24 protein-coding genes are annotated in these 23,222 nt (G+C 71.5%); 9 read left to right on the forward strand and 15 right to left on the reverse strand.

The annotated features are described in order from the left end of the window. Nucleotides 1–45: 45 nt before the first annotated feature. The 6 genes from BJ975_RS11935 to BJ975_RS11960 form a co-directional block, all read right to left on the reverse strand. Nucleotides 46–747, reverse strand: coding sequence for an alpha/beta fold hydrolase (locus BJ975_RS11935; RefSeq protein WP_179426180.1), 702 nt, complete (start codon nucleotides 745–747; stop codon nucleotides 46–48). A 101-nt stretch (nucleotides 748–848) separates the two neighbouring features. Continuing rightward, entirely contained in the window at nucleotides 849–1,343 is a 495-nt protein-coding gene (gene purE, locus BJ975_RS11940) for a 5-(carboxyamino)imidazole ribonucleotide mutase (RefSeq protein ID WP_179426182.1), read from the reverse strand. Next, entirely contained in the window at nucleotides 1,340–2,476 is a 1,137-nt protein-coding gene (locus BJ975_RS11945; protein WP_179426184.1) for a 5-(carboxyamino)imidazole ribonucleotide synthase, read from the reverse strand. Before BJ975_RS11945 ends, purE begins: the two co-directional genes overlap by 4 nt. Nucleotides 2,477–2,522: 46 nt before the next feature. Beyond that, nucleotides 2,523–3,509, reverse strand: a complete 987-nt coding sequence (locus tag BJ975_RS11950; protein ID WP_179426186.1) for an adenylate/guanylate cyclase domain-containing protein — start codon at nucleotides 3,507–3,509, stop codon at nucleotides 2,523–2,525. Beyond that, the gene (locus BJ975_RS11955) at nucleotides 3,496–4,008 is read right to left on the reverse strand and encodes a PH domain-containing protein (protein ID WP_179426188.1); all 513 of its coding nucleotides are present in this window, start codon (nucleotides 4,006–4,008) and stop codon (nucleotides 3,496–3,498) included. The genes BJ975_RS11950 and BJ975_RS11955 overlap by 14 nt, the downstream gene beginning before the upstream one ends. Before the next feature lie 35 nt (nucleotides 4,009–4,043). After that, the gene (locus tag BJ975_RS11960; RefSeq protein ID WP_317628331.1) at nucleotides 4,044–4,826 is read right to left on the reverse strand and encodes a biotin--[acetyl-CoA-carboxylase] ligase; all 783 of its coding nucleotides are present in this window, start codon (nucleotides 4,824–4,826) and stop codon (nucleotides 4,044–4,046) included. A 77-nt stretch (nucleotides 4,827–4,903) separates the two neighbouring features. Here BJ975_RS11960 and BJ975_RS11965 point away from each other — a divergent pair, with 77 nt between their 5' ends. Genes BJ975_RS11965 through BJ975_RS11985 form a run of 5 tightly spaced genes read left to right on the forward strand, consistent with a single transcriptional unit; the run spans nucleotide 4,904 to nucleotide 9,959 of the window. Continuing rightward, nucleotides 4,904–6,508 (forward strand): acyl-CoA carboxylase subunit beta, encoded by a 1,605-nt coding sequence (locus tag BJ975_RS11965; protein WP_179426190.1) that lies wholly within the window; start codon nucleotides 4,904–4,906, stop codon nucleotides 6,506–6,508. Then, nucleotides 6,505–6,753: an acyl-CoA carboxylase subunit epsilon gene (locus BJ975_RS11970; protein ID WP_218845867.1), complete on the forward strand. Its 249-nt coding sequence runs from the start codon at nucleotides 6,505–6,507 to the stop codon at nucleotides 6,751–6,753. The genes BJ975_RS11965 and BJ975_RS11970 overlap by 4 nt, the downstream gene beginning before the upstream one ends. A 52-nt stretch (nucleotides 6,754–6,805) precedes the next feature. After that, a complete protein-coding gene (locus BJ975_RS11975) occupies nucleotides 6,806–7,465 on the forward strand; it encodes a hypothetical protein (RefSeq protein ID WP_179426192.1) in 660 nt (219 codons plus the stop codon). Continuing rightward, a complete protein-coding gene (locus tag BJ975_RS11980; protein ID WP_179426194.1) occupies nucleotides 7,462–8,040 on the forward strand; it encodes a Maf family protein in 579 nt (192 codons plus the stop codon). The genes BJ975_RS11975 and BJ975_RS11980 overlap by 4 nt, the downstream gene beginning before the upstream one ends. Nucleotides 8,041–8,087: 47 nt before the next feature. Beyond that, nucleotides 8,088–9,959: a vWA domain-containing protein gene (locus BJ975_RS11985; protein ID WP_179426196.1), complete on the forward strand. Its 1,872-nt coding sequence runs from the start codon at nucleotides 8,088–8,090 to the stop codon at nucleotides 9,957–9,959. On the opposite strand, the gene BJ975_RS11990 is transcribed toward BJ975_RS11985, so the two are convergent. Beyond that, on the reverse strand, nucleotides 9,960–10,901 hold the full coding sequence (locus tag BJ975_RS11990; protein ID WP_223303427.1) for an SPFH domain-containing protein: 942 nt from the start codon (nucleotides 10,899–10,901) through the stop codon (nucleotides 9,960–9,962). 129 nt (nucleotides 10,902–11,030) lie between these two features. Between BJ975_RS11990 and BJ975_RS11995 the strand changes: the two genes are divergently transcribed. Continuing rightward, nucleotides 11,031–11,252 carry a hypothetical protein gene (locus BJ975_RS11995; protein ID WP_179426200.1) on the forward strand — a complete coding sequence of 74 codons (222 nt, stop codon included), beginning with the start codon at nucleotides 11,031–11,033 and terminating at the stop codon, nucleotides 11,250–11,252. Between the two features lie 6 nt (nucleotides 11,253–11,258). Here BJ975_RS11995 and BJ975_RS12000 read toward each other — a convergent pair whose 3' ends face one another. After that, nucleotides 11,259–12,425 (reverse strand): acyl-CoA dehydrogenase family protein, encoded by a 1,167-nt coding sequence (locus tag BJ975_RS12000; RefSeq protein WP_179426202.1) that lies wholly within the window; start codon nucleotides 12,423–12,425, stop codon nucleotides 11,259–11,261. 99 nt (nucleotides 12,426–12,524) lie between these two features. Between BJ975_RS12000 and BJ975_RS12005 the strand changes: the two genes are divergently transcribed. Next, entirely contained in the window at nucleotides 12,525–14,291 is a 1,767-nt protein-coding gene (locus BJ975_RS12005) for an acetyl/propionyl/methylcrotonyl-CoA carboxylase subunit alpha (RefSeq protein ID WP_317628330.1), read from the forward strand. 221 nt (nucleotides 14,292–14,512) lie between these two features. Here the strand turns inward: BJ975_RS12005 and BJ975_RS12010 are convergent, their stop codons facing one another. After that, the gene (locus BJ975_RS12010; RefSeq protein ID WP_179426204.1) at nucleotides 14,513–14,902 is read right to left on the reverse strand and encodes a carboxymuconolactone decarboxylase family protein; all 390 of its coding nucleotides are present in this window, start codon (nucleotides 14,900–14,902) and stop codon (nucleotides 14,513–14,515) included. A gap of 94 nt (nucleotides 14,903–14,996) precedes the next feature. Between BJ975_RS12010 and BJ975_RS12015 the strand changes: the two genes are divergently transcribed. Both BJ975_RS12015 and BJ975_RS12020 read left to right on the forward strand, forming a co-directional pair. Beyond that, nucleotides 14,997–15,419, forward strand: coding sequence for a DUF302 domain-containing protein (locus tag BJ975_RS12015; RefSeq protein ID WP_179426206.1), 423 nt, complete (start codon nucleotides 14,997–14,999; stop codon nucleotides 15,417–15,419). Then, the gene (locus tag BJ975_RS12020) at nucleotides 15,403–15,663 is read left to right on the forward strand and encodes a metal-sensitive transcriptional regulator (protein ID WP_179426208.1); all 261 of its coding nucleotides are present in this window, start codon (nucleotides 15,403–15,405) and stop codon (nucleotides 15,661–15,663) included. The genes BJ975_RS12015 and BJ975_RS12020 overlap by 17 nt, the downstream gene beginning before the upstream one ends. 7 nt (nucleotides 15,664–15,670) lie before the next feature. Here the strand turns inward: BJ975_RS12020 and BJ975_RS12025 are convergent, their stop codons facing one another. The 6 genes from BJ975_RS12025 to BJ975_RS12050 all read right to left on the reverse strand — a co-directional run bounded on the left by BJ975_RS12025 (nucleotide 15,671) and on the right by BJ975_RS12050 (nucleotide 23,215). Then, nucleotides 15,671–16,108: a phage holin family protein gene (locus tag BJ975_RS12025; RefSeq protein WP_179426211.1), complete on the reverse strand. Its 438-nt coding sequence runs from the start codon at nucleotides 16,106–16,108 to the stop codon at nucleotides 15,671–15,673. 26 nt (nucleotides 16,109–16,134) lie between these two features. After that, a complete protein-coding gene (locus BJ975_RS12030; protein WP_179426213.1) occupies nucleotides 16,135–19,098 on the reverse strand; it encodes a SpoIID/LytB domain-containing protein in 2,964 nt (987 codons plus the stop codon). 162 nt (nucleotides 19,099–19,260) lie between these two features. Further along, a complete protein-coding gene (locus BJ975_RS12035; protein WP_179426215.1) occupies nucleotides 19,261–20,631 on the reverse strand; it encodes an NAD(P)H-quinone dehydrogenase in 1,371 nt (456 codons plus the stop codon). Nucleotides 20,632–20,677: 46 nt separating this feature from the next. Continuing rightward, complete coding sequence (locus BJ975_RS12040) at nucleotides 20,678–21,337, reverse strand: biliverdin-producing heme oxygenase (protein WP_179426217.1); 660 nt, start codon at nucleotides 21,335–21,337, stop codon at nucleotides 20,678–20,680. A 49-nt stretch (nucleotides 21,338–21,386) separates the two neighbouring features. Continuing rightward, nucleotides 21,387–22,178: a heme ABC transporter ATP-binding protein gene (locus tag BJ975_RS12045; protein ID WP_179426219.1), complete on the reverse strand. Its 792-nt coding sequence runs from the start codon at nucleotides 22,176–22,178 to the stop codon at nucleotides 21,387–21,389. Then, nucleotides 22,175–23,215, reverse strand: a complete 1,041-nt coding sequence (locus tag BJ975_RS12050; protein ID WP_269305457.1) for a FecCD family ABC transporter permease — start codon at nucleotides 23,213–23,215, stop codon at nucleotides 22,175–22,177. The genes BJ975_RS12045 and BJ975_RS12050 overlap by 4 nt, the downstream gene beginning before the upstream one ends. Nucleotides 23,216–23,222: the final 7 nt, after the last annotated feature.

The following is a 23,222-nucleotide window of genomic DNA, read 5'->3' on the forward strand; positions in this document are numbered from 1 at the left end:
TGCCGCGCCCCTCCCGGGGTGACCCGCCGCAGACACCCGGCGGCGTCAGTGACGCTCGAGCGCCTCGACGATCAGCCGGGCCAGCTCACGCGGCTTCGTGAACTGCGGCCAGTGCCCGGTGGGCAGGTCGACGTACTCGACCTCGCGCAGCCGGCCGACCTCGGCGGCCCACGCATCGCCGGCCTCGATCGCGTCGCGCAGCACCTGGGACGGGAACTCGCAGCAGATGATCGTCGCCGGCACGTCGAGGCGGCGATCATCGGCGTAGGAGATTCCGTCGGTCCCGACGCGGATCGGCTGCGGCACGGCCCGCGCCTCGAAGTCGGCCCGGATCGCCTCGTCCATGTCGACGAGGTCCATCTCGGTGAACGTGTCCCACGGCGGCAGCGGGATCTCGTCGCCGTCGGGCGGCAGCTCGTCGTTGATCGGCTCGCCCTCGGGCTGCGGACCCGAGTCGACGTAGATCGCGCGCGCGATCCGGTCGGGGCGCAGGTCGGCGACGCCGTGGATGACCGCACCGCCACCGGAGTGCCCGACCAGCACGACGTCACCATCGAGCGCGTCGACCCGCGCAGCCACGAACTCGACGTGGTCGCGCAGCCCGATGTCCGCGCGGGGCGCGTCGCGCGACTCGAGGCCGGGCAGCGTCAGCGGGTGCACGCGGTGTCCGGCCTCGACGATCAGCGGCGTGACCTCGTCCCACGACGAGGCGTCCAGCCAGAATCCGGGAACCAGGATGATGTCCATGTCTCGGACGCTACTCCTGCGACTGGACGAGGTTTCCCGTCACTTCACGAGGTTTGCGAACCTCGCGAAGTGACGGTTTCCCCGGTTAAGCGGGGAAACCGTCACTCACCGCGGACCACGGCGCCCTTGGCGCGGGCGGCGTCGGCGAGGGTGGCCTGGAAGTCGACCATGGCCCGCGTGAGGGCGGGGTCGCCGGCGGCGAGGATCCGCACGGCCAGCAGACCGGCGTTGCGGGCGTTGCCGATCGCGACCGTGGCCACCGGCACGCCGGCCGGCATCTGCACGATCGAGAGCAGCGAGTCCATCCCGTCGAGGTACTTCAGCGGCACGGGCACGCCGATGACCGGCAGCGGCGTGACCGCGGCGAGCATGCCGGGCAGGTGGGCGGCACCGCCGGCGCCGGCGATGATGACCTCGATGCCGCGCTCGTGGGCGCGGCGTCCGTACTCGAGCATCTCGTCGGGCATCCGGTGCGCCGAGACGACGTCGGCCTCGTACGCGATGCCGAACTCGGCCACGGCCTGCGCGGCGGCCTCCATCGTGGGCCAGTCCGAGTCGGACCCCATCACGATCCCGACGCGTGCGCTCTCGCTCATCCTTCGACTCCGTCCGTCAGCAGGCTCGCGCTGCGCCGGGCCCGGCGGAGCACGTCTTCGAGGTCGTCGCCCACGGCGGTGACGTGGCCAACCTTGCGGCCGGGCTTCACCGCCTTGCCGTAGAGGTGGACCTTCACGTCGGGCTCGGCCGCGAGGGCGACCGCGCGCTGGGCCTCGAGGTCCTCCACGGCGCCGCCGAGGATGTTGACCATGACCGCCCACGGCTGGCGCGGGGTCGTCGAGCCGAGCGGCAGGCCGGTGACGGCGCGCAGGTGGTTCTCGAACTGACTCGTCACGGCGCCGTCGATCGACCAGTGACCCGTGTTGTGCGGGCGCATCGCGAGCTCGTTGACGAGCACGCGGTCGTCGTCGGTCTCGAACAACTCGACGGCCAGCATGCCGACCACGCCGAGCTCCTCGGCGACCGTGCGGGCGATGCCGCGGGCCCGCGCCTCGAGGGCGGGGTCGAGATTCGGGGCCGGCGCGATCACCTCGGAGCAGACACCGTTGACCTGGCGCGACTCCACGACCGGGTAGTCGACCATCTCGCCGGTCGCGCTGCGGGCGACCTGCGCCGACAGCTCGCGGCGGAACGGCACGAGCTCCTCCACCAGCAGCTCGCCCTCGGCGCGGAACGGCTCCTCGAGGTCGGCCTCGGACTCGGCCTTCCAGACCCCCTTGCCGTCGTAGCCGCCGCGCGCGGTCTTGACGATCGCCGGGAACCCGAACGTGACGACGTCGGAAGGCTCGCCCACCTCGGCCCAGCGCGGGCACGGGACGCCCAGCTCGGTGAGACGGCGACGCATGACCAGCTTGTCCTGCGCGTGGATCAGCGCGTCGGGTCCGGGACGGCACTCGTGGCCCTCGGCGGCGAGGGTGCGCAGGTGCTCCGGCGGCACGTGCTCGTGGTCGAACGTCACCACGGGGGCGTCGCCGACCGCGGCACGGAGGTCGTCGAGGTCGGTGTGCGAGCCCACGCGGTGGGCACCGATCACCTGGGCGGCGGAGACGTCGGGACCCTCGGCCAGCAGCGCCAGCCGCAGGCCAAGCGCGATCGCCGGGGGCTGCATCATCCGCGCCAGCTGGCCTCCGCCGATCACGGCGACGTCCGGGGCGGGAGCTTCGTGCGTCACGGCGCCAGCCTAGAGCGAACCGGCCCGGGACCGCGGCGGAGGTCGCTCAGCGGGCGCGGAAGGAGCGACGCTCGGTGACGGTGATCGGCGAGAGGGTGCCGAAGCCCTTGATCGGGCGCGGCGGCAGCGCCCGGGTCTCGAACCTGTCGCCGAGCGCGTCGGCGGTGGACTGGTCGACGAGCACGCGGTTGGCGCGCGCCACCTGCGAGAGCCGCGCGGCGAGGTTCACCGGAGGGCCGAACACGTCGCCGAGCCGGCTCAGCACCGACCCCGTGGCCAGACCGACCCGGACGTCGGGCAGCTTCGGCCGGGCGCCGATCGTCGTGATGATGTCGAGCGAGATCCGCGTGGTGTGCACCGGGTCGTGGTGCACGAAGAGCATCGCGTCGCCGAGCGTCTTGATGACGCGCGCGCCGGCCGCCGTGATGAGGTCGCCGCAGCGCGTCTCGAACTCCTCGACCACCGACGCCAGGGCGGTCTCGTCGAGACGGTTCGACAGTGCGGTGAAGCGCGTCATGTCGGCGAACCCGACGGTCATGTCGGTGGTCAGCAGCGCCTGGTCGTTCTCGCCGAGAGCCGTGAGGCGCGCCGCGGCGGCGGCCAGGTGGCGGCGCCAGACGTGCACCATGAGGCGCTCGAAGCCGGGCACCGAGCTCTGCGCGAGCTCGAGGGCGGCCTCGGCGCGGCTCTGCGACTTGCCCCGCACGATGTCGGCCTCCAGCTGGTCGACGAGGATCGTCACCTGCCAGTCGGCCAGGCGCGACATCGTCTGGCCCAGCGCGCGGGTGAGACGGAAGACGGTCTCCTCGTCGAGGATCTCGTGCTCCATCGCGGTGGCCACGATCGCGACCGCGGAGACGTCGGCGTCGCCGAACGCCATCTCCTCGCCCGGATCCGGGAAGCCGAGGTTGCGCCACAGCCGGGCGGCCTGCTCGGGGGTGAGTCCGCCCCGCTCGGCCGTCTCGGCGTTCGTGTAGTGCAGCTGCTCGGCGAGGATGACGTCGACCAGCTGCTGGTCGTCAGGACTGCTCATCGCGGCGCGCCTCGGGTGCGTGGGAGGCCAGCACGAGCCGCGAGATGCGGCGGTGGAAGTCCTCGATGTGGGGGATGTCGTGCAGCTGCAGGCCGGCCTGCTGGCTGGCGTCGTGGATGATCAGCGTGCCGCAGCGCAGGACCCGGTCGATCAGGCCCTTCTCGTAGGCGACATCGTTGATGCGGGCGAGCGGGATGATCCGGCCGCTGCGCGTCAGGATGCCCTTCTGCTCGATCAGGCGCCGGTTCGTGAGGGTGTAGGTCCAGGTGAGCCAGCGCAGGAACGGCAGCAGCGTGCCCCAGACGAACAGCACCGCCAGGACGACGATCCCGGCCAGTCGCGGAGTGCCTCCGCCCGAGTCGCCGACCGCGCCGGCGAAGTACCCGCCGACCAGCATGATCGCCAGGCCGACGAGGAAGGGCACGATCAGCACCTTGAGGTGGGTGCGGGTCTCGGCCTCGACCACCTCGTCGTCGAGCAGCAGCTTCTCGGACAGCATGCCGCCATGATCCCACGACGGACCGACGGCGGGGATCACGCCGGGCGCAGGTGCGTCACGTCACCGGCCGACCACGGCACGCCGTCGACGACGAGGCAGCCCGACGCGTCGATCCCGGTCGCCTCGCCCACCACGTCGGAGCCGTCGGCGCGCTCGATCCGCACCTGCCGCCCGATCGTGGAGCACGTGGCCGCGTAGGCGTCGGCCAGCTCGGCGGCGCTCGCGGGGTCGCGCCAGAGCTCGAGCCGCTCGCGCAGGCGGCGCAGCAGCACCGGAAGGATCTCGGTGCGGTCGGTGGTGCTCGCGCCCTCCAGCAGCAGCGAGGTCGCCCGCTCCACCGGCAGGTCCTCGGCGGAGAGGCCGACGTTGAGGCCGACTCCCACCACCGCCGCCGCGCCGATCGAGGTCTCGACGCGCTCGACGAGGATCCCGCAGAGCTTGCGACGGTCCTCGACGAGGACGTCGTTGGGCCACTTGAGCGCGGCGTCGACGCCCAGCTCGCGCACGGTGTCGACGACGGCCAGGCCCGTGACGAGCGGCAGCCACGGCCAGCGCGTCGGCGGCACCTCGGTGGGACGGACCAGCACCGAGACGGCGATGCCCGTGTACCGCGGCATCGTGAAGGTGCGGTCGAGGCGACCCCGGCCCGCGGCCTGGTGGTCGGTGGTGTGCACGGTCCACTCGGGCGCGCCGTCGTGAGCGGCCTGCGCGAGGTCGGCGTTCGTGCTGGCGGTCTCGTCGGTGACGTGGACCTCGAACCCGACGGCGTCGGCTCGCAGGCGGTCGCGGTCGAGGGGGGCCAGGTGGGGCTGCTGCACGGGCCCACCCTCGCACAGTCGACGGTGCGCCCAGTCCCTTGATGAGGCTCGGATCACTGCCGGTTAGGGTGTTCGCCATGACCGACGCCCTGCCCGACACCCCGCTGGAGGAGCACCCCGAGCTCCACACCACCGCCGGCAAGCTGGCCGACTACGAACGCCGTCACCACGAGGCGACCGTGGAGGTGGCCGAGCGTGCCGCCGAGAAGCAGCACGCCCGCGACCGCAAGAGCGCCCGTGAGCGGATCGAGCAGCTGCTCGACGAGGGCTCGTTCGTCGAGCTCGACGCGCTGGCCCGCCACCGCGCCACGTCGTTCGGCCTGGACAAGAACCGTCCGCTCGGCGACGGCGTCATCACCGGCTACGGCACGATCGACGGCCGCCAGGTGTGCGTCTTCAGCCAGGACTTCAGCATCTTCGGCGGCAGCCTCGGCGAGGTCTACGGCGAGAAGATCACCAAGGTCATGGACCTGGCGATCAAGTCCGGCTGCCCCATCATCGGCATCAACGAGGGCGCCGGCGCGCGCATCCAGGAGGGCGTCGTCTCGCTCGGCCTGTACGGCGAGATCTTCCGCCGCAACGTGCACGCCTCGGGCGTCATCCCGCAGATCTCGCTCATCATGGGCAACTGCGCCGGCGGTCACGTCTACTCCCCCGCGGTCACCGACTTCACGGTCATGGTCGACGGCACCTCGGGCATGTTCATCACCGGACCCGACATCATCAAGACGGTCACCGGCGAGGACGTCACGATGGAGGAGCTGGGCGGCGGTCGCACGCACAACACCAAGAGCGGCAACTCGCACTACCTGGCCTCCGACGAGGACGACGCGCTCGAGTACGTCAAGGCGCTCATCTCCTACATGCCGCAGAACAACATGGAGGAGCCCGAGGCGTTCCCCGAGGTCGTCGACCTCGAGCCGACCGACCTCGACGTCGCGCTCGACACGCTCATCCCCGACTCGGCGAACCAGCCCTACGACATCCGCACCGTCATCGAGACCGTGCTGGACGACCAGGAGTTCCTCGAGGTCCAGGCACTCTTCGCGCCGAACCTGGTCATCGGCTTCGGCCGCGTGGAGGGCAAGAGCGTCGGCGTCGTGGCCAACCAGCCGATGCAGTTCGCCGGCTGCCTGGACATCGACGCGTCCGAGAAGGCCGCGCGCTTCGTGCGCACGTGCGACGCGTTCAACATCCCGGTCCTGACCTTCGTCGACGTGCCCGGCTTCCTGCCCGGCACCGACCAGGAGTGGAACGGCATCATCCGCCGCGGCGCGAAGCTGATCTACGCGTACGCCGAGGCCACCGTCCCGCTCGTCACGATCATCACGCGCAAGGCCTACGGCGGCGCCTACGACGTCATGGGCTCGAAGCACCTCGGCGCCGACATCAACCTGTCGTGGCCCACCGGCCAGATCGCCGTCGTCGGCGCGTCGGGTGCGGTCAACATCCTGTACCGCCGCGAGATCGCCGCGGCCGACGATCCCGAGACGCTGCGCGCGGACCTGATGACCGAGTACGAGGACACGCTCTGCAACCCGTACGTGGCGGCCGAGCGCGGCTACATCGACGGCGTCATCAAGCCCAGCCAGACCCGCGCCGAGATCGTCAAGGCGCTGCGCCTGCTGGCGACCAAGCGCGAGACGCTGCCGCCCAAGAAGCACGGGAACATCCCGCTGTGAGCGACGCCGTGGACGAGACCACCGAGACCCCGGAGAGCAAGCCCGTGCTCCGGGTGGTCAAGGGCGACCCGACCGCCGAGGAGCTGGCGGCACTCGTCGCGGTCGTCGCCGCGCGCAACGCCGCCGCGGCCGCCGCGGCTGCCGACTCGAAGCCGAGGCCGCGCAGCCAGTGGGGTCACCCCACGCGCCAGCACCGCACGCCGCACCGCTTCGGCCCCGGCCAGTGGCGCGCCTCCGCCTTCTGACGCACGACTGACGGGGACCGTGTTCTCCGGGCACGTGTGGAACGATCGAGGCATGACCCTGCGACCCGAGCCCGACGTGTCGCACGCCGACTGGTTCACCGGTGCGGCCGAGGGCTGGCCGATCCTCGCCATGCAGGGCCCGCCGGGGTTCGAGGCCTACGCGACCGTCCCGTACGACGACGGCGAGTCCGAGACCTACCGCAGCGACGACGCGATCATGGCGATCGTCGTCGAGATCGCCGCACGGCACACGCGCACCCCGGACGACGTCTTCTTCGGCCTCTGGGACGGCTGGGGCGAGCTGACCGACGCCGGCCGCGCCTACACGACCCTGCGCGGCAACTGGCTGCGCGACCTGTGGTTCCGCCCCACCCCGCCGCGCATCAGGCCCGCGTTCGACGACGACGTCCTCGACGCCCCGAAGGTCGACCTCGAGGGCGAGCGCTCCTACCTGCTGTTCCGCGGCCCCGCTTCGGACGTGGGCGACTGGGGCGCGCGCCCGTACGGCACCGACGTCGAGCGCACCCTGCCGTCCGCCTCGCTGACGTGGCCCGCCGATCGCGCCTGGTTCGTCGCCGCCGACGTCGACCCCACGTGGCTGTGCGTCGGCGGGTCGCAGCGACTGATCGACGAGGTGCTGGCCCACCCCGACCTGAGCGCCGAGGTCGCCACCCACGGCGCCGTGCCCGCCCTCGACCCGGAGGACCGATGAGATTCGTCCTGGCCTCGCAGTCCCCCGCCCGACTCAGCACGCTGCAGCGGGCCGGCATCGACCCCGAGGTCGTCGTGTCGGGCGTGGACGAGGACGGCATCGCCGCCACCACCCCGGCCGAGCTGTCCACCGAGCTCGCGCGCCTGAAGTGCCGGGCCGTCGCGCCCGACCACCCCGATGCCCTCGTGCTCGGCTGCGACTCGGTGCTGGAGTTCGACGGGCGAGTCCTCGGCAAGCCCCACGACCCCGAGGTCGCCCGGCGCCGCTGGTACGAGATGCGCGGCAACGTGGGTGTCCTGCACACCGGGCACTGCCTGCGCCTGGGCGACGACGAGGTCGTGCGTCACGCCGCCACGCGCGTGCACTTCGCGCACGTCACCGACGAGGAGATCGAGGCCTACGTCGCCACCGGCGAGCCGCTGCACGTCGCCGGCGCCTTCACGATCGACGGCCTCGGCGCGGCGTTCGTGACCCGGATCGAGGGCGACCACCACAACGTGGTCGGCGTCAGCGTCCCCGCGGTCCGCGAGATGGCCCGGGACCTCGGAGTGGAGTGGACCGACCTCTGGCGCTGAGCATGGCACGATGGCGGCGTCACGCCGCTCGTCTCGGGGAGAGAACGTTGATCAAGATCGTCGCCTGCGCCGGCTCCGTCCTGCTCGCCATCACGGCCCTCAGCTGGCCCTCCACTGCCGAGGAGCCCGCGGCCGACACCGCGATGATGCTCGTCATGGACGCCTCGGGCTCGATGGCCGAGCGCACCGGCGGCGGGACCACACGGATCCAGGCAGCGAAGGATGGCCTCGAGGCAGTGATCGACGGCCTGCCGGACGAGCAGCGGGTGGGCTTTCGCGTGTACGGTGCCAGCGACGTCGCCGAGGACGACCCGGCGGCGTGCACCGACTCCGAGCGCATCGTCGACCTCGGCACCGACAACCGCGACGACCTGCGCCGGGCCGTGGCCGACTACGAGCCCGTCGGCTGGACGCCCACGAGCCATGCGCTCCGCGAGGCGGCGAAGGACCTCGGCGACACCGGCCAGCGCACGATCGTGCTGGTCTCGGACGGCGAGCCCACCTGCGACCCCGACCCGTGCGTGGTCGCTCGCGAGATCGCCGCGAACGGGATCGACATCCGCATCGACGTCGTGGGCTTCGACGTCTCCGGCAGGGCCAAGAAGACGCTCCAGTGCGTCGCGGACGAGGGCAACGGCACGTACTACGACGCCGACGATGCCGAGAGCCTGACCGACAGCCTGCGCGTCTCCTCCGTGCGGGCGGCACGCCCCTTCGACCTCACCGGCACGCCCGTACAGGGGACGCCCGGCGAGGACGGCGCGCCGCTGCTCGAGCGCGGCCAGTACACCGACACGATCGCGGCCGACGGCGCGGCGCACTACCGCCTCGCGCGCACGGCCCCGGACTCGACCCTCCACGTCGGCGCGGTGATCCGAGGCATCAGCGGCGACCTCGGCGCCGCCGCCACGCTGCGCGTCCAGCGCATCGCCGGACTCATGTGCGCAGCGTCCACCACCTACGGCCTCGACATGGCCAGCCGGGCTCCGGTCTACTACGGCGGCGTCGCGAGCTGGGTCAAGGACCCGGAGTCGCAGTGCCGCACGGACGAGGAGCTCGGCCTCCAGGTCGACCGCACCGTCGGCAACCTCGAGGGCCGCCCGATCGAGCTGTCGGTCTACGAGGAGCCGCCCATCACGTCCGACCTGGCCGCGGGGACCGCCGGCGACGAGCCCGGCTGGAAGGCACCGACCCCCGGCACCCCCACCGAGGCCGTCCCCGGCACGAGCATCGCCAACGCCCCCGAGGTCGGACCCGGCACGTACCAGCTCGACATCAGTGCGGGTGAGACCCAGGTCCTGGCCGTCCCCGTCGACTGGGGCGAGCAGGTCCGTGCGCAGGTCGACGCCCAGCTCACCGACGAGGTCCGCGAGGCAGCCAGCATCGGCAGCGGCCTGGAGGTCACGGTCATCAATCCGCTGCGCCGCGACGTCACGATCAGCCAGTACGCCAAGTGGCCCGGCGACTGGACGCGCGACCCGTGGGCGAACCTGCGGGAGAACGTCGCGTTCCGCACCGGCGCGATGTCGTGGCCGCTGCACCCGGCCAACCGCGCACAGAACGACCCTCGCCGCCAGGGGGCGTCGCTCGCCGGGATGCACTACGTCCTGGTGAGCCTCAAGCTCCGCGGCGACGAGACGAACCTTCCGTACACGCTGACCCTCGGCCGCGAGAACGTGCTCGGCGACGTGGCGCCCACCTACGCCGAGGTCGACGGCCTCACCGCGCCGGAGGCCGGCTCGCGACTCGTCGACTCGCCCGTGACGGCAGCCGACGACGAGCCCGCGGACGGAGCGGACGACGCACCGGACACGGCGTCCGACGAGTCGGGCTCGATCATCGGGTGGGTCGTCGGCGGAGCGGTCGCCCTCGGCGTGCTCGCCGCGGTGGTCGTGCTGGTCGCGCGTCGCCGCCGCTGATCAGCGGTCGTCGCTGGCGGCGGCCCTCCCGGCCTGCGGCAGGACCACCGAGGTGCCGGCGGATCCCGGCCAGCAGGAGAAGCCGATCGGCACCTCCTGGCCGGCCTTGACCATCTCCTCGAGCGTGTCGAGGCACTTCGAGACGAGCACGTTGGGATCGCGCGAGACCGAGCCGGCCAGGTTCTTGTTGGCCTGGGCCTGCGCCTTCGCGGTCGCCTCCCGCTGCTCGGCGATGCGCGTGTTGGCGACCTCGGCCTGGTAGGCGTTGATCTTCTCCTGCGTCTGCTGGTCGAAGCGCACGATCGGCAGGATCACGGACTTGACCTCGACGTCGTCGCCGACGCGCTTCGCGAGCGCCTCCTGCACGAGCTGGGAGAACGCGTTGAGGTCCACGCCGGCCGAGGTCGTGGTGCCGTCGGCCGACGTCCCCTGCTTGACCGAGGCCAGCGGGTCGTAGTCGCCGAGCACCTCGTTCAGCGCGGCCTTGAGCTCACGCGTGACGAGCGAGTCGCGGATGTTCTCCATCTGTCGGTAGTCCTGGTAGAGCTCCTTGCCGGCGTCGAGCTTGATGCGCCACCGGATCGTCGCGTCGACCCCGGCCGTGGACCCGTTGCCGATGCGCACGTCGATCGCGTGGTCCTGACCGGTGAAGTTGTCGGTCTGGATCGTCCCGTCGAGCTTGTTGACCTTCTCCCACGGCGCCTTGAGGTGCAGGCCGTTCGACAGGACGTCGACCGGGCGGCCGAACGAGGTGACGACGCCGATCTCACGAGTCGGGACGATCGCGGTCATCGACACGAACGCCACGACGAGCGCCAGCAGCCCGAGGCCGAGCGCGGTCCACGTGGCGGGAGCCGCGGACCTCCCGGACGACCGCAGCTGGCGACGCACCAGCAACGACACCACGAATCCCACGACCAGGACCACCAGCACGAACACCATGAACACCGCGAGACCTCCCGAGACGGCACGAGACAGAGCGCCCCACCCTATCCACGACGGGCCGCTGACCGGGCGAGGGACGGTCAAGTGGCCCACAGGTCATGGTCGACGTGGGACCATGGAGACATCATGGCTACGTCACAGCGTCCTCGACGCCACCTCGCAAGCAGCCCGTTCGCGCCCAAGCCGGTCGTCGTCGACGAGGTCTACGAGGCGGGCGCCCGCGTCTCCCACGACTCGTTCGGACTCGGCCGCGTGGTCAGCGTCCAGGGGTCCTCGTCGGTCCAGGTCGACTTCGGCTCCGGCGCCAAGCACGTGCCGCTGCCGTGCCGCTCGATGACCGCCCTCTGACGGTCCCTACTCCACCGGCAGGCCGAGCGAGCGTGCGATGAGCATGCGCTGCACCTCGCTCGTGCCCTCGCCGATCTCGAGGATCTTCGCGTCCCGGTAGAACCGGGCCACGGGGTACTCCTCCATGAAGCCGTAGCCGCCGAACACCTGAGTGGCCACGCGGGTCGCCGTGACGGCGGCCTCCGAGCTGTAGAGCTTCGCCACCGACGCCGCCTGCTTGAAGCGCTGGCCGGTGATGCCCGCGTCCTTCATCGCCGCGGCCTGGTAGGTCAGCGCGCGCGACGCGTCCGCCATCACCTTGAGGTCGGCGATCTGGAACGCCACGCCCTGCTTGCGGCCGATGGGCCCGCCGAACGTCTGCCGCTCCCCCGCGTACCGCACGCACTGCTCGAGGCACGCCTCGATGAGGCCCACCGCGAGGGCCGCGATCGCGACGCGACCGTCGTCGAGCGTCGCGAGGAACTGCGCGTAGCCGCGGCCCCGGTCGCCGAGGAGGTGGTCGGCCGGCACGCGCACGCCGCTGAAGCTGAGCGCGTGGGTGTCGCTGATGTGCCAGCCGAGCTTGTCGTAGCCGGCCTCGGCCACGAACCCGGGCGTGCCCGCCGGCACGACGATCGCCGAGATCTCCGGACGGCCGTCCTCGCGGGTGCCCGTGCGGGCCGTGACCGTGACGAGCGAGGTGATCTCGCTGCCGGAGTTCGTGATGAACTGCTTCGCGCCGTCGACGACCCACGTGTCGCCGTCGAGCACGGCCTTCGTCGCGGTGGCGCCGGCGTCCGACCCGGCCCCGGGCTCGGTGAGGCCGAAGCCGGCGAGCGCGCGGCCGGCGACGAGGTCGGGCAGCCACCGCTCCTTCTGCTCGGTCGTGCCGAAGGTCTGGATCGGGTTGATGCCCAGGCCGACGCCGGCCTCGAGGGTGATGCCGATCGACTGGTCCACCCGGCCGAGCTCCTCGATCGCCAGGCACAGGCTGGTGAAGTCGGCGTCGGAGCCGCCGTACTCCTCGGGCGCTGTCAGGCCGAACAGGCCGAGGTCGCCCATCGCGCGCACGACGTCGACCGGGAAGTGGTGGTCCTTGTCCCACTGCGCGACGTGGGGAGCGATCCGCTCGGCGGCGAAGTCCCGGACGACGCGACGGAAGTCCTCGTGCTCGCGTGACAGTTCGAAGTCCATGACCGAAGGTTAACAGGCGTTAACCTCGCTGGGGCGACGAAATGGCCTGCACCACACTCCCTTAGACTCGCGACTGCCGTTCAGACGCGAGGAGTATTCGTGAGCAAGCCCCTGCAGAAGGTCCTGGTCGCCAACCGTGGTGAGATCGCGGTCCGTGTGATTCGAGCCGCGAAGGATTCCGGCATCGGGAGCGTGGCGGTCTACGCCGAGCCCGACCGCGACGCGCTCTTCGTGCGTCTCGCCGACGAGGCCTACTCGCTCGAGGGTTCCACCCCGGGCGACTCGTACCTGTCGATCGAGAAGATCATCGCCATCGCGCAGCGCAGCGGCGCCGACAGCGTGCACCCCGGCTACGGCTTCCTGGCCGAGAACGCCGACTTCGCCCAGGCCGTCATCGACGCCGGGCTGATCTGGATCGGCCCGCCGCCGGCCGCCATCGAGAGCCTCGGCGACAAGGCGAAGGCCAAGCACATCGCGCAGATCGCCGACGCGCCGCTCGCGCCCGGCACCAAGGACCCGGTCAAGGACGCCGACGAGATCGTCGAGTTCGCCAAGGAGAACGGCCTGCCGGTCGCCATCAAGGCGGTCTTCGGCGGCGGCGGTCGCGGCCTCAAGGTCGCCCGCACGCTCGAGGAGATCCCCGAGCTCTACGACTCCGCCGTCCGTGAAGCCGTCAGCGCCTTCGGCCGCGGCGAGTGCCTCGTCGAGAAGTTCCTCGACAAGCCGCGCCACGTCGAGACCCAGTGCCTCGCCGACAGCCACGGCAACGTCGTGGTCGTGTCGACCCGCGACTGCTCGCTGCAGCGTCGCCACCAGAAGCTCGTCGAGGAGGCCCCCGCGCCGTTCCTGAGCGAGGACCAGCTGGCGCGCCTCTACTCGTCCTCCAAGGCGATCCTCAAGGAGGCCGGCTACGTCGGCGCCGGAACCTGCGAGTTCCTCGTCGCCCGCGACGGCACCATCAGCTTCCTCGAGGTGAACACCCGCCTCCAGGTCGAGCACCCGGTCTCCGAGGAGGTCACCGGCATCGACCTCGTCCGCGAAATGTTCCGCATCGCCGCCGGCGAGGAGCTGGGCTACGACGACCCCGAGATCATCGGCCACTCGATCGAGTTCCGCATCAACGCCGAGGACGGCGGCCGCGGCTTCCTGCCCGCGCCCGGCACCCTCACCAAGTGGGCTCCCCCGTCAGGCCCCGGCGTCCGCCTCGACGGCGGCTACGAGGAGGGCGAGACCGTCCCCGGCGCGTTCGACTCCCTCGTCGCCAAGCTGATCGTCACCGGCCGCACGCGTGAGCAGGCCATCGAGCGCTCGCGCCGCGCGCTGGACGAGTTCGTGGTCGAGGGCATGCCCACGGTCATCCCGTTCCACCGCGACGTGCTCGACAACGTGGCGTACAACGCCTCCGAGGGCTCGTTCGACGTCTACACGACGTGGATCGAGACCGACTACGACAACCAGCTCGAGCCGTACTCCGGCCCGCTGGCCGACACCGACGAGCCCGCCGAGCGCGAGCGCGTCACCGTCGAGGTCGGCGGCAAGCGCGTCGAGGTCGTCCTGCCGGGTGGCCTGGGCGCCAGCGCGGCGGCTGCGGGCGGCGCGAAGAAGGCCAAGCGCAAGGGCGGCAAGTCCGCCGGCGCGGCCGCCAGCGGCGACTCGCTGACCTCGCCGATGCAGGGCACCGTCGTCAAGCTCGCCGTCGAGGAGGGCCAGGAGATCGCCGAGGGTGACCTGGTCGTCGTCATCGAGGCGATGAAGATGGAGCAGCCCATCAACGCGCACAAGGCGGGCACCGTCACCGGCCTGTCGGCCGCGATCGGCGAGACCATCGGCGCCGGTGCGGTCATCTGCGACATCAAGGACGCCTGAGTCCCCACCACCGCATCGCGACGCCCCGGCCGAGGGCCGGGGCGTCGTGGCGTTCCGGGGTCAGCGGCCGAGGATGCGACGCAGCCAACCGTCGTTGTTCGGGTCGTCGTGGCCTCCGCACCACTGGCCCGGGGGCGTCGCCGCCTTGACCGCGGCGACGTGCTGGCCGCATCCGGCCCAGGTGGTCTTGCCACAGGTCCGGCATCGCGTCGGTCGGCACATCAGGACGCCGCCTCCCCCGCCTCGAGCGCGTCGGCGAAGTCGCACACCGCGCTGTAGGCGCGCGCGCCGTGGATCGTCGCCGGACCACCGTGCATGAGGAAGGTGACGCCGATGGCCTCAGCCGCCTCCTGGCGCGTCGCACCGGCCCGGACGGCCGCCTGCGCGTGCGAGGCGATGCAGCCGTCGCACCCTTCGACGACGCCGATCGCCAGCGCGATCAGCTCCTTCGTCCTGCGATCCATGGCGCCGTCGGCGAAGGCGGCGCCCGACAGCTCGCCGAAGCCTCGGTAGACGTCGGGGATCGCCCGGCGCAGCTGACGGTGCAGTGGCGACAGCTCCTTCAGGACGGCCGGGCCGTGCTGGCCGGGCTCGGGGGCGGGGTGGGTCATGTCGGTCCTCTCATGGGTTTGGTTCGATCCCCCCAGGGGGTTACGATGAAGCGTAACCACATCCCCCCAGGGGGTTCAAGCGAGAGGCCGCGACATGACGGACTTCACCATCGGCACACGCGTGCCGACGCCCTACGAGCAGACGGTCGAGCGCGTCCGCTCCCTGCTTGCCGACGCCGGCTTCGGGGTGCTCACCGAGATCGATCTCCGCGCGACGCTGATCGCCAGGCTGGGCGTCGAGACCCCGCCCCGCGTGATCCTTGGTGCGTGCAGGCCCGAGCTCGCCCACCGCGCCCTCGCGACCGACCCGCGGATCGCGACGCTGCTGCCGTGCAACGTCGTCGTGGCGCAGGACGGCGACGGCAGTCGGGTCGACGTCTTCGACCCGGCCGTCATGACCGAGCTGGGATCGTCACCCGAGCTGGCCGAGGTGGCCGCCGAGGCGCGCCGCCGCCTGACCGGCATGATGGACGCACTGGTCCACCACGAGGAGGTCGACGATGCAGCTCGAGCCTGACGAGGTCAAGGCGATCGCCACGCGCCTGAAGCGCGCGAACGGTCACCTCGCGTCGGTGATCCGGATGCTCGAGGAGGGCGCCGAGTGCGAGGACGCACTCACCCAGCTCGCCGCGGTCAACAAGGCGATCGCGCGCGGCGGCTACGCCCTCGTGGCGACCGGGCTGCAGAAGTGCCTCGCCGAGGAGGGTCCCGACAGCGTGGACGCCAAGAAGCTGGAGAAGCTCTTCCTCGCGATGGCCTGACCCGGGATCAGGAGGCGCGGCGGTCGCCCTCGCGCGCCGCGGCGCGGATGTCGGGCGACAGGCCCGGCGTGGCCGCCGGTGCGTGGTGGTCGACCTCGCCGAACGCGACGCCGGTGGCCCACACGATGAGCGTGACCACGACCCACGTTCCCCAGCCGTCGATCTCGAAGCCGGAGTCCGGCACGATCAGGTCGGTCAGCACGAGGGCGATCGCGGTGAGCGCCAGTCCCCCGGTGATCGTGTAGACGCGCAGCCACTTCGCGCCCATCATGCGCAGCGCCAGGGTGCGCAGCACGACGCTCAGCACCGTGAAGAGCGCGACCGCCGCGACCCACCAGCCGACCGTGAGGTCGAAGCCGTCGAACAGCCACGCCGCGACCCCGAGGGAGACGGCGTTGGCCAGGGCGGCCGAGACGATCGTGAGCCAGAGACGGGGGCTGCGCATGGGACCGATCATCCCATCCGCGACCCTCAGAAGCCGAACCAGTCCGACTTGAGTCCGAACGCCCAGCGCGCGTCGACGCCGGTGATGGTCCTGTTCGCCTTCGAGCCCTTGAGGGTGAGCGAGACGACGCGACCGCCCTGCGTGCCGTGACCGTTGCGCTTCGTGATCGAGATCGACTTCAGCGTGCCGATGTTCGGGTACTTCTTCTGGATCGCCGAGGCGGTGACGGTCTGGCTCCAGGCGTGGTTCTTGTTGCCCGACCAGTTGTCCCACGGATCGCTGACGGCCTTGAGGTAGGCCGTGGAGCCCTGGTTGGTGAAGCCGCCCGACGAGCTCGAGAACTGCGTCAGCGCGGGCGCGCCCTGGTAGGTCAGGATCTTGCCCTTCGTGCCCAGGATCGCGTCGTTCGTCCGCTTGGTCTCGTCGGCGTAGCCGCCGTAGACCTGGCACGAGACGGTGTCGCAGATGTCGTAGTGACGCGACGAGCCGAGGTAGCGCGAGCCGAACGTGCGGGCCGCGACGGACTGCGCCTTGAGCGCCTCCATGCTCCAGCTGGACGGCATCTCGCGTGCGACGACGCCGCGCGTGTAGGCCTCGAGACTCAGGACGTTCACGGTGTCACGCGTGGTCGTCGACGGCTTCGTCGAGCGCAGGGCACCTCGATAGGCCCGCGTGCTGCCGTTCGGCATGACGAGGCGGATCGTGGCCGGGCCCTCGAACTGGGCGTCGGTCTTGAAGGTGCGGAACGCGTACCACTTCGACCCCGACTTGTACGAGACTTGGTTGAGGCCGCGGTTGCTCGGCGAGGTGTCGATGGTCCAGTCCGAGACCGTGCGGCCGCTGACGCTGTTCGGCAGCGTCTGGACGGCGTTGTTCGCCAGCGTGCGCAGCTTGAGCCCGCTCTGGTGCTTCACCTGGACCGAGTTCGTCGTGTCGGCCGAGATCTGCACGCGGATCGTGGCGGACTTGAAGCTGAGCTTCGTGCCCGGGTAGTACTTCTTCAGGATCGCGTCGTACTTCGCGCCGGCGCGGGCGCCGCCCTCGGCGCCGTACTGGCTCATGCCGATGCCGTGGCCGTAGCCGTGGCCCTTGAACGTCACCTTGCCCGCCGAGGGCGTGACGGCGTTCTTCGCGCTCGGCGCGGGCGCCGGCTTGGGGGCGGGCTTGGGCGCGGACGGCTTCGGCGCCGGGGCGGGCGCCGAGGCGCCCTGGTAGCCCACGGTGGCACCGGCAGCGTACGGCTTGCCGGAGTAGGCGCTCACGCGCTCACGGGTCGGCGTCGACCACACCGAGACGCGCACCTGGTACATCGTGCCGCGCTTGAGGCCCTTGATCGCGACCGCGTTCTTGTAGGCCGTGACGTAGCGCTTCTTGCTGCTGCCGGACTCCCAGTACATGATCCGGTAGGCCGGAGCGCCCGACTGCGCCTTCCAGGCGAACCGCAGGCCGGTGGCCGTGCGCGTGGTCAGCTTGACGCCCGTGGGGGCCGTGAACGCGCGGGTGCGGGCCGTGGGCATGGGCTTGCCCGTGTAGGGGCTGACGCGCTGCTTCACGGTCGGGTTCCACACGGACACGCGGAAGACGTAGGTCCGGCGCGAGTTCAGGCCGTAGACGACGGCCTTGGTGCCCGAGACGTTGTAGTACTTCGCACCGGCCGAGCTGCCCGTCGGCGAGACCATGACGCGGTAGCCGGGGGCACCCGAGACGGCGCTCCAGCTGATCGTGGCCGCCGTCGTCGCGGGGGCGACGCGAACGTTCTTCGGGGTCGCGAACTGCTGCGGGGCGGTCGGCGTGGGTGCGCCCGCCGCCGAGGTCGCCTTCGAGATGTAGGTGGCCACGCGGTCGCGCAGGCCTCCCACGGCGCCGATCCAGGCGTAGCCGTACTTGCCCGGGCACGCGGTGGACTTCACGTCGCGGTGGCCGTTGATGACCGAGTACTTCTTGCCGCCGGCGGAGTAGGTGCCCTTCGGGTTCGCGCCGAAGTACTTCACGCGCCAGCCGACCAGCCGCACGACGGCGCTCTTCATCGCGTCGCTGGGCTTCACGTAGTCGAAGTGGCCCATCATCGAGACGCCCGTGGCGTACTGGTTCACGGCGTCGACGCCGGAGTGCGCGGCGCGGACCTGCTTGGTCATGCCACCCTTGCGGCCCTCGAAGATCTGGCCGAAGCGGTCGACGAGGAAGTTGTAGCCGATGTCACACCAGCCGTGGCCCTTGACGTGGTACGTCTGGTAGCTGCGCACGAGGCCCGCCGACTCGGACTTGCTGTAGGTGTTGGAGCCCGCCGTGTGGTGGATGACCACGCCGAGTGCCTTGGGGCGCGTGACCGGGGCGCTGCAGCTGGTGCCGGCGCCGGCCTTCCACTGCGCGCGCGTGATGATCGACGGCATCGGCACGACCTTGGGCGTGCCGTCGGCGGCGACGCTCTCGGTGGTGACGTCGTCCTCCTCGCCCTCGAACAGCGCCGGGCTGACGGGCGTGACGACCTCGGGCTTGCCCGGGTCGATCGTGGTGACCTTGACGTCCTGCGCGGCGCCCGAGGCGGCCTTCACCTCGACGGCGACGCCGTCGGAGGGAGCCGAGGTCCACAGGGGCGAGGTGCCGGGGCGGCCGCCCTCGACGCTGTCCTCGACGTCGAGCGTCTCCCAGTCGCTCCACTTCCCGTCCGTGCGCACCTGCACGCGCACGGTGACGTCGCTGGCGTCGGAGTCGGCGCTCCAGGTGACCCCGACCATCCGGAAGGGGTCGACCGACGTGCGCTCGACCGCGTCTCCACCGGCCTCGGGGTCGGGCTCGACCGCGGTCTGCTCGACCTCGACCTCCTCGGACACCGGAGCCGTCGTCGCGGCCTCCTCGGTGGAGGCGGAGGCATTCGGGCGCGACTCGACGATGTCGGTGCCCGCGGCCTGCGCGGGGGCAGGCAGCAGGAGAGCGCCGGCGACGGCGAGTGTGGTCAGACCGATGCTGCAGCGGGTCAGCCAGGAATGCATGGGGGAAGTCCATTCTGTGGCGTTGTACATCTGTTGCTCATGTTGCTGGGGAGCACAGGCATCAGAACACATATCTCGAGGCCGTTCCAGCAGTTCCGGTCTGACCTGCGAAACAACACGTGTGTGATTACAGCCGTGACGACCCGAAATTCAAGTACTGCTTCAGACTTGGCGGTGCAGCCGCCGCGCGACCTCGCCGACCGTGCCCGACATCGACGGGTAGACGCTGAACGCGTCGGCCACGTGGTCGACGGTGAGCGACGCCGAGACGGCGACCGACACGGTGTGGATCAGCTCGCTCGCTCGCGGGCCCACGACGACGCCCCCGATGAGCGCGCCGATGCCCTGGCGGGCGTACAGCTTCACGAAGCCGTCGTGCACGCCCTGCATCTTCGCGCGCGGGTTCGCCGCGATCGGCAGGATCGCCGTGTCGACCAGCAGGCCCTGCTCGTCGATCTCGCGCTGGCCCACGCCGACGGTGGCGATCTCGGGCGAGGTGAAGATGTTGCTCGAGACCTTGCGCAGGTCGAGCGGGTGCACGGCGTCGCCCAGCAGGTGCGCCATCGCGATGCGGCCCTGCTGGGCGGCGACCGAGGCCAGCATGAAGACGCCCGTGCAGTCGCCCGCCGCGTAGACGCCGGGGATGTTCGTCCGGGAGACCTTGTCGACCGCGATGAAGCCGCCGGCGTCGGTGTCGATGCCGACCTCCTCCAGGCCGAGGTCGGCCGTGTTGGGGATCGAGCCGAGGGCCAGCAGGCAGTGCGAGCCGGTGACCGTGCGCCCGTCGGTGAGCGTCACCACGACCTGGTCGCCCTCGCGGCGAGTGGACGCCATGCGGGACTTCCCGAGCACATTCATGCCGCGGCGGGTGAAGACGTCCTCGATGAGGTTCGCCGCGTCGGGGTCCTCCCCCGGCAGCACGCGGTCGCGGCTGGACACGAGCGTGACCTCGGCGCCGAGGCCGTTGTAGGCGCTGGCGAACTCCGCGCCGGTGACGCCGGAGCCGACGACGATCATGTGCTCGGGCAGCTCGCGCAGCGCGTAGACCTGCTCCCACGTGAGGATGCGCTCGCCGTCAGGCTGGGCGTCGGCGCTGACCCGCGGGTGCGCACCGGTGGCGATGAGGATGCCGTCGGCCGCCAGCCGCACCTCGCCGTCGGGCGTCTGCGCGATGACCGTGCGCGCGTCGGCGATGCGAGCGATGCCCGAGAGCACGGTGACGCCGGCCGAGACGACGCGCTCGGCGATGTCGTCGGACTGCGCCGACGCGAGCCGCAGGACACGGTCGTTGACCGCGGCCAGGTCGGCGCGCGGCGCCTTCGGGACCTCGACGCCCAGCTCGGCCGAGCGGCTGACCTCGTGCAGCAGGTCGGACGTGGCGATGAGCGTCTTGCTGGGCACGCAGTCGGTGAGGACCGTGGAGCCGCCGAGCCCGTCGCGCTCGACGAGCGTGACCTCGGCGCCCAGTCGCCGGGCGACCAGCGCCGCCTCGTAGCCGCCGGGTCCGCCACCGATGATCACGACATGGGTCATGACCCGATTGTCCCGCATGTGGGCGTCACCGCCCGCGGCGAGGGTCTCAGCGGGCGAAGCGCGGGAGCTGCGTGGACAGCTCCTCGAACAGGGCGCCGTTGAGGCCGAAGACCACCTTGACCTCGTCGACGACGCGCTGCTGGTCGCGCGGGGTCAGCGGGAGGGAGTCGAGACGGGCACGGTACGCGTCCTTGTACGGCTTGGGCTTCGGCACGGCGTCGAACTGGTAGAACGCGATGCCCTGGCCCTCGGGCAGCTCGAAGGTGCGCGCCAGGATCCGGCCGATGGCCTGGCCACCCGACAGGTCGCCGAGGTAGCGCGTGTAGTGGTGCGCGACGAACAGTGCGGGATCGGCGGCCGAGGCCTCGATGCGCGCGACGTAGCGGTCGACGGCGGCACTCTGCACCGGCGGCACGCCCGCGCCGCCGGACCAGTACGCGAGGTCCCGGTCGATCGCGTCGAGGCGGTTGATCGCCGGGTCGATCACGGCGCCGGCGATCGGGTCGTCGGCCAGGCGCGCACCCACGGACTCGAGCGCGGCGTAGATCGGTCGCAGCATCGCCAGGTACTCGGTGTAGCCGGTCTCGTTCACCTGGCCGTCGAGCAGGCAGGACATGAAGCTCGAGCCCTCGGCGTCCTTGTGCTCGGCCTGGGAGCCGTCGCGCATCTGGACGGACAGTCCGGTCTCGGTCGGCAGCACGGTCATGGTCGCGCCTCTCTGTGGGGGTGGGTCAATGATATGACACGTTGTCAGATCAAGGTGACACAGTGTCTGAAAGACCACGATGTGGGACGACGATCAGGTGGCCGTCGGGCGCCGGCAGCACGTGCACGCCGATCCCGTAGACCTCCTCGACCCGCTCGGGGGTCAGCACCTCGGCCGGTGTGCCGACGCTGACGATGCGGCCGTCGTGCACCATCGCGATGCGGTCGGCGCGGGCCGCGGCCAGCGAGAGGTCGTGCAGCACGACGACGACGGCACGGCCGGTGGCGGCCAGGTCGCGGGCGACGACCATGACCTCCTCCTGGTGGCGCAGGTCGAGCGCGGCGGTGGGCTCGTCGAGCAGCACCACGTCGGTGCGCTGGGCCAGCACGCGCGCGAGCGACGCCCGCGCCTTCTCGCCACCCGAGAGCGCCGTGAACGGCCGGTCGAGGAGGTGGGCGACGTCGCTGCGGTCGATGGCCTCGGCGATGGCCGCGTCGTCGTCCGCGGCCGAGGCGTGTCCGGTCCACGGGTTGCGGCCCATCTCGACGACCTCGCGGACCGTGAACGGGAAGCTGACCTGGTTGGCCTGCAGCAGCACCGCACGGGTGCGGGCGAGGTCGCCGGCGGACCAGTCGCCCAGCGGACGGCCGTCGAGGCGCACCTCCCCCTCGGCGATGGGCACGTCGCCCGTCAGCGCGCCGAGCAACGTGGACTTGCCGGCGCCGTTCGGGCCGACGAGCGCCAGCACCTCGCCGTGCCGGACGTCGAGGTCGACCCCGCGGACGATGGCACGCCCGCCGAGCCGGCAGACCAGGTCCCGGACCTCGTACGCCGCCGTCATGCCCAGCCTCCGGCCTTCGAGCGCGTGGCGCGCACCAGGTAGAAGAAGAACGGACCACCGATGAGCGACGTCAGCAGACCGATCGGGAGGTCGGACCCGGACACGAGGGTGCGGGCGAGCAGGTCGGCCCACACCAGCAGGGCGGCGCCGCCGATCACGCTGGCGAGCAGCAGGGTGCGGTGCGACGGCCCCAGCAGCATGCGCACGAGGTGCGGCACCACGAGGCCGACGAACGAGATGATGCCGGCGAACGCCACGGCCACGCCGGTGAGCAGCGCCACCAGCAGGATCGAGCCGATGCGCAGCCGCTCCACCCGCAGGCCGAGGTGGGCCGCGGTGCGCTCCCCCAGCGACAGCAGGTCGTAGCGACGCGCGAGCAGGCAGGCGACGACACAGGCCGGGAGGCCCACGGCGGCGACGATGAGGACCTCGCTCCAGCGCGAGCCGTTCATCGAGCCGAGCTGCCAGAAGACGATCTGCTCGCGCGAGCCGGTGTCGGACGCGAACATCACGAGCGCCAGGCCCGCCCCCGCGAACGCGTTCACGGCGATGCCGGTGAGCAGCAGGGTGACGACCTCGGTGCGGCCGCCCACGCGCGCGGTGGCGTAGACGAGGACCGTGGCCGCGAAGCCGCCGACGAACGCGAGGACCGCGACGCCCCAGCCCGCGAAGGCGGTGATGCCGAACGCGATCGCGATGGACGCGCCGAGGGCGGCACCGGCCGAGACCCCGACGACGCCGGGCTCGGCCAGCGGGTTGCCGAAGATCGCCTGCATGACGGCGCCCGCGACGGCCAGCGTGGCACCCACGAGGATGCTCATCGCCACGCGCGGGAAGCGAATCTGCAGGAGCGTCTGCTCGATGATCGTGTCGTCGGGACGCCACGAGGTGTCGATCCCGATGCCGTGCAGCATCGCCCCGGCCACGTCGCGCGGCCCGACGGGCAGCTGGCCGACCGAGGCCGAGACGAACGTGCCGACCACGAGGAGGACGGCGAACCCGGCCAGGACCAGGGTCCGCCGGCCGGTGCTCACCACGCCCGGA

It is taken from the genome of Aeromicrobium tamlense (assembly GCF_013408555.1).
In the GTDB taxonomy this organism is placed as follows: domain Bacteria; phylum Actinomycetota; class Actinomycetes; order Propionibacteriales; family Nocardioidaceae; genus Aeromicrobium; species Aeromicrobium tamlense.

Excerpts from the sequence above, each read along its gene's own strand:
- BJ975_RS11935 (WP_179426180.1), bottom strand. The coding sequence starts at position 747 with ATGGACATCATCCTGGTTCCCGGATTCTGGCTGGACGCCTCGTCGTGG.
- purE (WP_179426182.1), bottom strand. The coding sequence starts at position 1,343 with ATGAGCGAGAGCGCACGCGTCGGGATCGTGATGGGGTCCGACTCGGAC.
- BJ975_RS11950 (WP_179426186.1), bottom strand. The coding sequence starts at position 3,509 with ATGAGCAGTCCTGACGACCAGCAGCTGGTCGACGTCATCCTCGCCGAG.
- BJ975_RS11955 (WP_179426188.1), bottom strand. The coding sequence starts at position 4,008 with ATGCTGTCCGAGAAGCTGCTGCTCGACGACGAGGTGGTCGAGGCCGAG.
- BJ975_RS11965 (WP_179426190.1), top strand. The coding sequence starts at position 4,904 with ATGACCGACGCCCTGCCCGACACCCCGCTGGAGGAGCACCCCGAGCTC.
- BJ975_RS11975 (WP_179426192.1), top strand. The coding sequence starts at position 6,806 with ATGACCCTGCGACCCGAGCCCGACGTGTCGCACGCCGACTGGTTCACC.
- BJ975_RS11980 (WP_179426194.1), top strand. The coding sequence starts at position 7,462 with ATGAGATTCGTCCTGGCCTCGCAGTCCCCCGCCCGACTCAGCACGCTG.
- BJ975_RS11990 (WP_223303427.1), bottom strand. The coding sequence starts at position 10,901 with ATGGTGTTCGTGCTGGTGGTCCTGGTCGTGGGATTCGTGGTGTCGTTG.
- BJ975_RS11995 (WP_179426200.1), top strand. The coding sequence starts at position 11,031 with ATGGCTACGTCACAGCGTCCTCGACGCCACCTCGCAAGCAGCCCGTTC.
- BJ975_RS12000 (WP_179426202.1), bottom strand. The coding sequence starts at position 12,425 with ATGGACTTCGAACTGTCACGCGAGCACGAGGACTTCCGTCGCGTCGTC.
- BJ975_RS12010 (WP_179426204.1), bottom strand. The coding sequence starts at position 14,902 with ATGACCCACCCCGCCCCCGAGCCCGGCCAGCACGGCCCGGCCGTCCTG.
- BJ975_RS12015 (WP_179426206.1), top strand. The coding sequence starts at position 14,997 with ATGACGGACTTCACCATCGGCACACGCGTGCCGACGCCCTACGAGCAG.
- BJ975_RS12020 (WP_179426208.1), top strand. The coding sequence starts at position 15,403 with ATGCAGCTCGAGCCTGACGAGGTCAAGGCGATCGCCACGCGCCTGAAG.
- BJ975_RS12025 (WP_179426211.1), bottom strand. The coding sequence starts at position 16,108 with ATGCGCAGCCCCCGTCTCTGGCTCACGATCGTCTCGGCCGCCCTGGCC.
- BJ975_RS12030 (WP_179426213.1), bottom strand. The coding sequence starts at position 19,098 with ATGCATTCCTGGCTGACCCGCTGCAGCATCGGTCTGACCACACTCGCC.
- BJ975_RS12035 (WP_179426215.1), bottom strand. The coding sequence starts at position 20,631 with ATGACCCATGTCGTGATCATCGGTGGCGGACCCGGCGGCTACGAGGCG.
- BJ975_RS12040 (WP_179426217.1), bottom strand. The coding sequence starts at position 21,337 with ATGACCGTGCTGCCGACCGAGACCGGACTGTCCGTCCAGATGCGCGAC.
- BJ975_RS12045 (WP_179426219.1), bottom strand. The coding sequence starts at position 22,178 with ATGACGGCGGCGTACGAGGTCCGGGACCTGGTCTGCCGGCTCGGCGGG.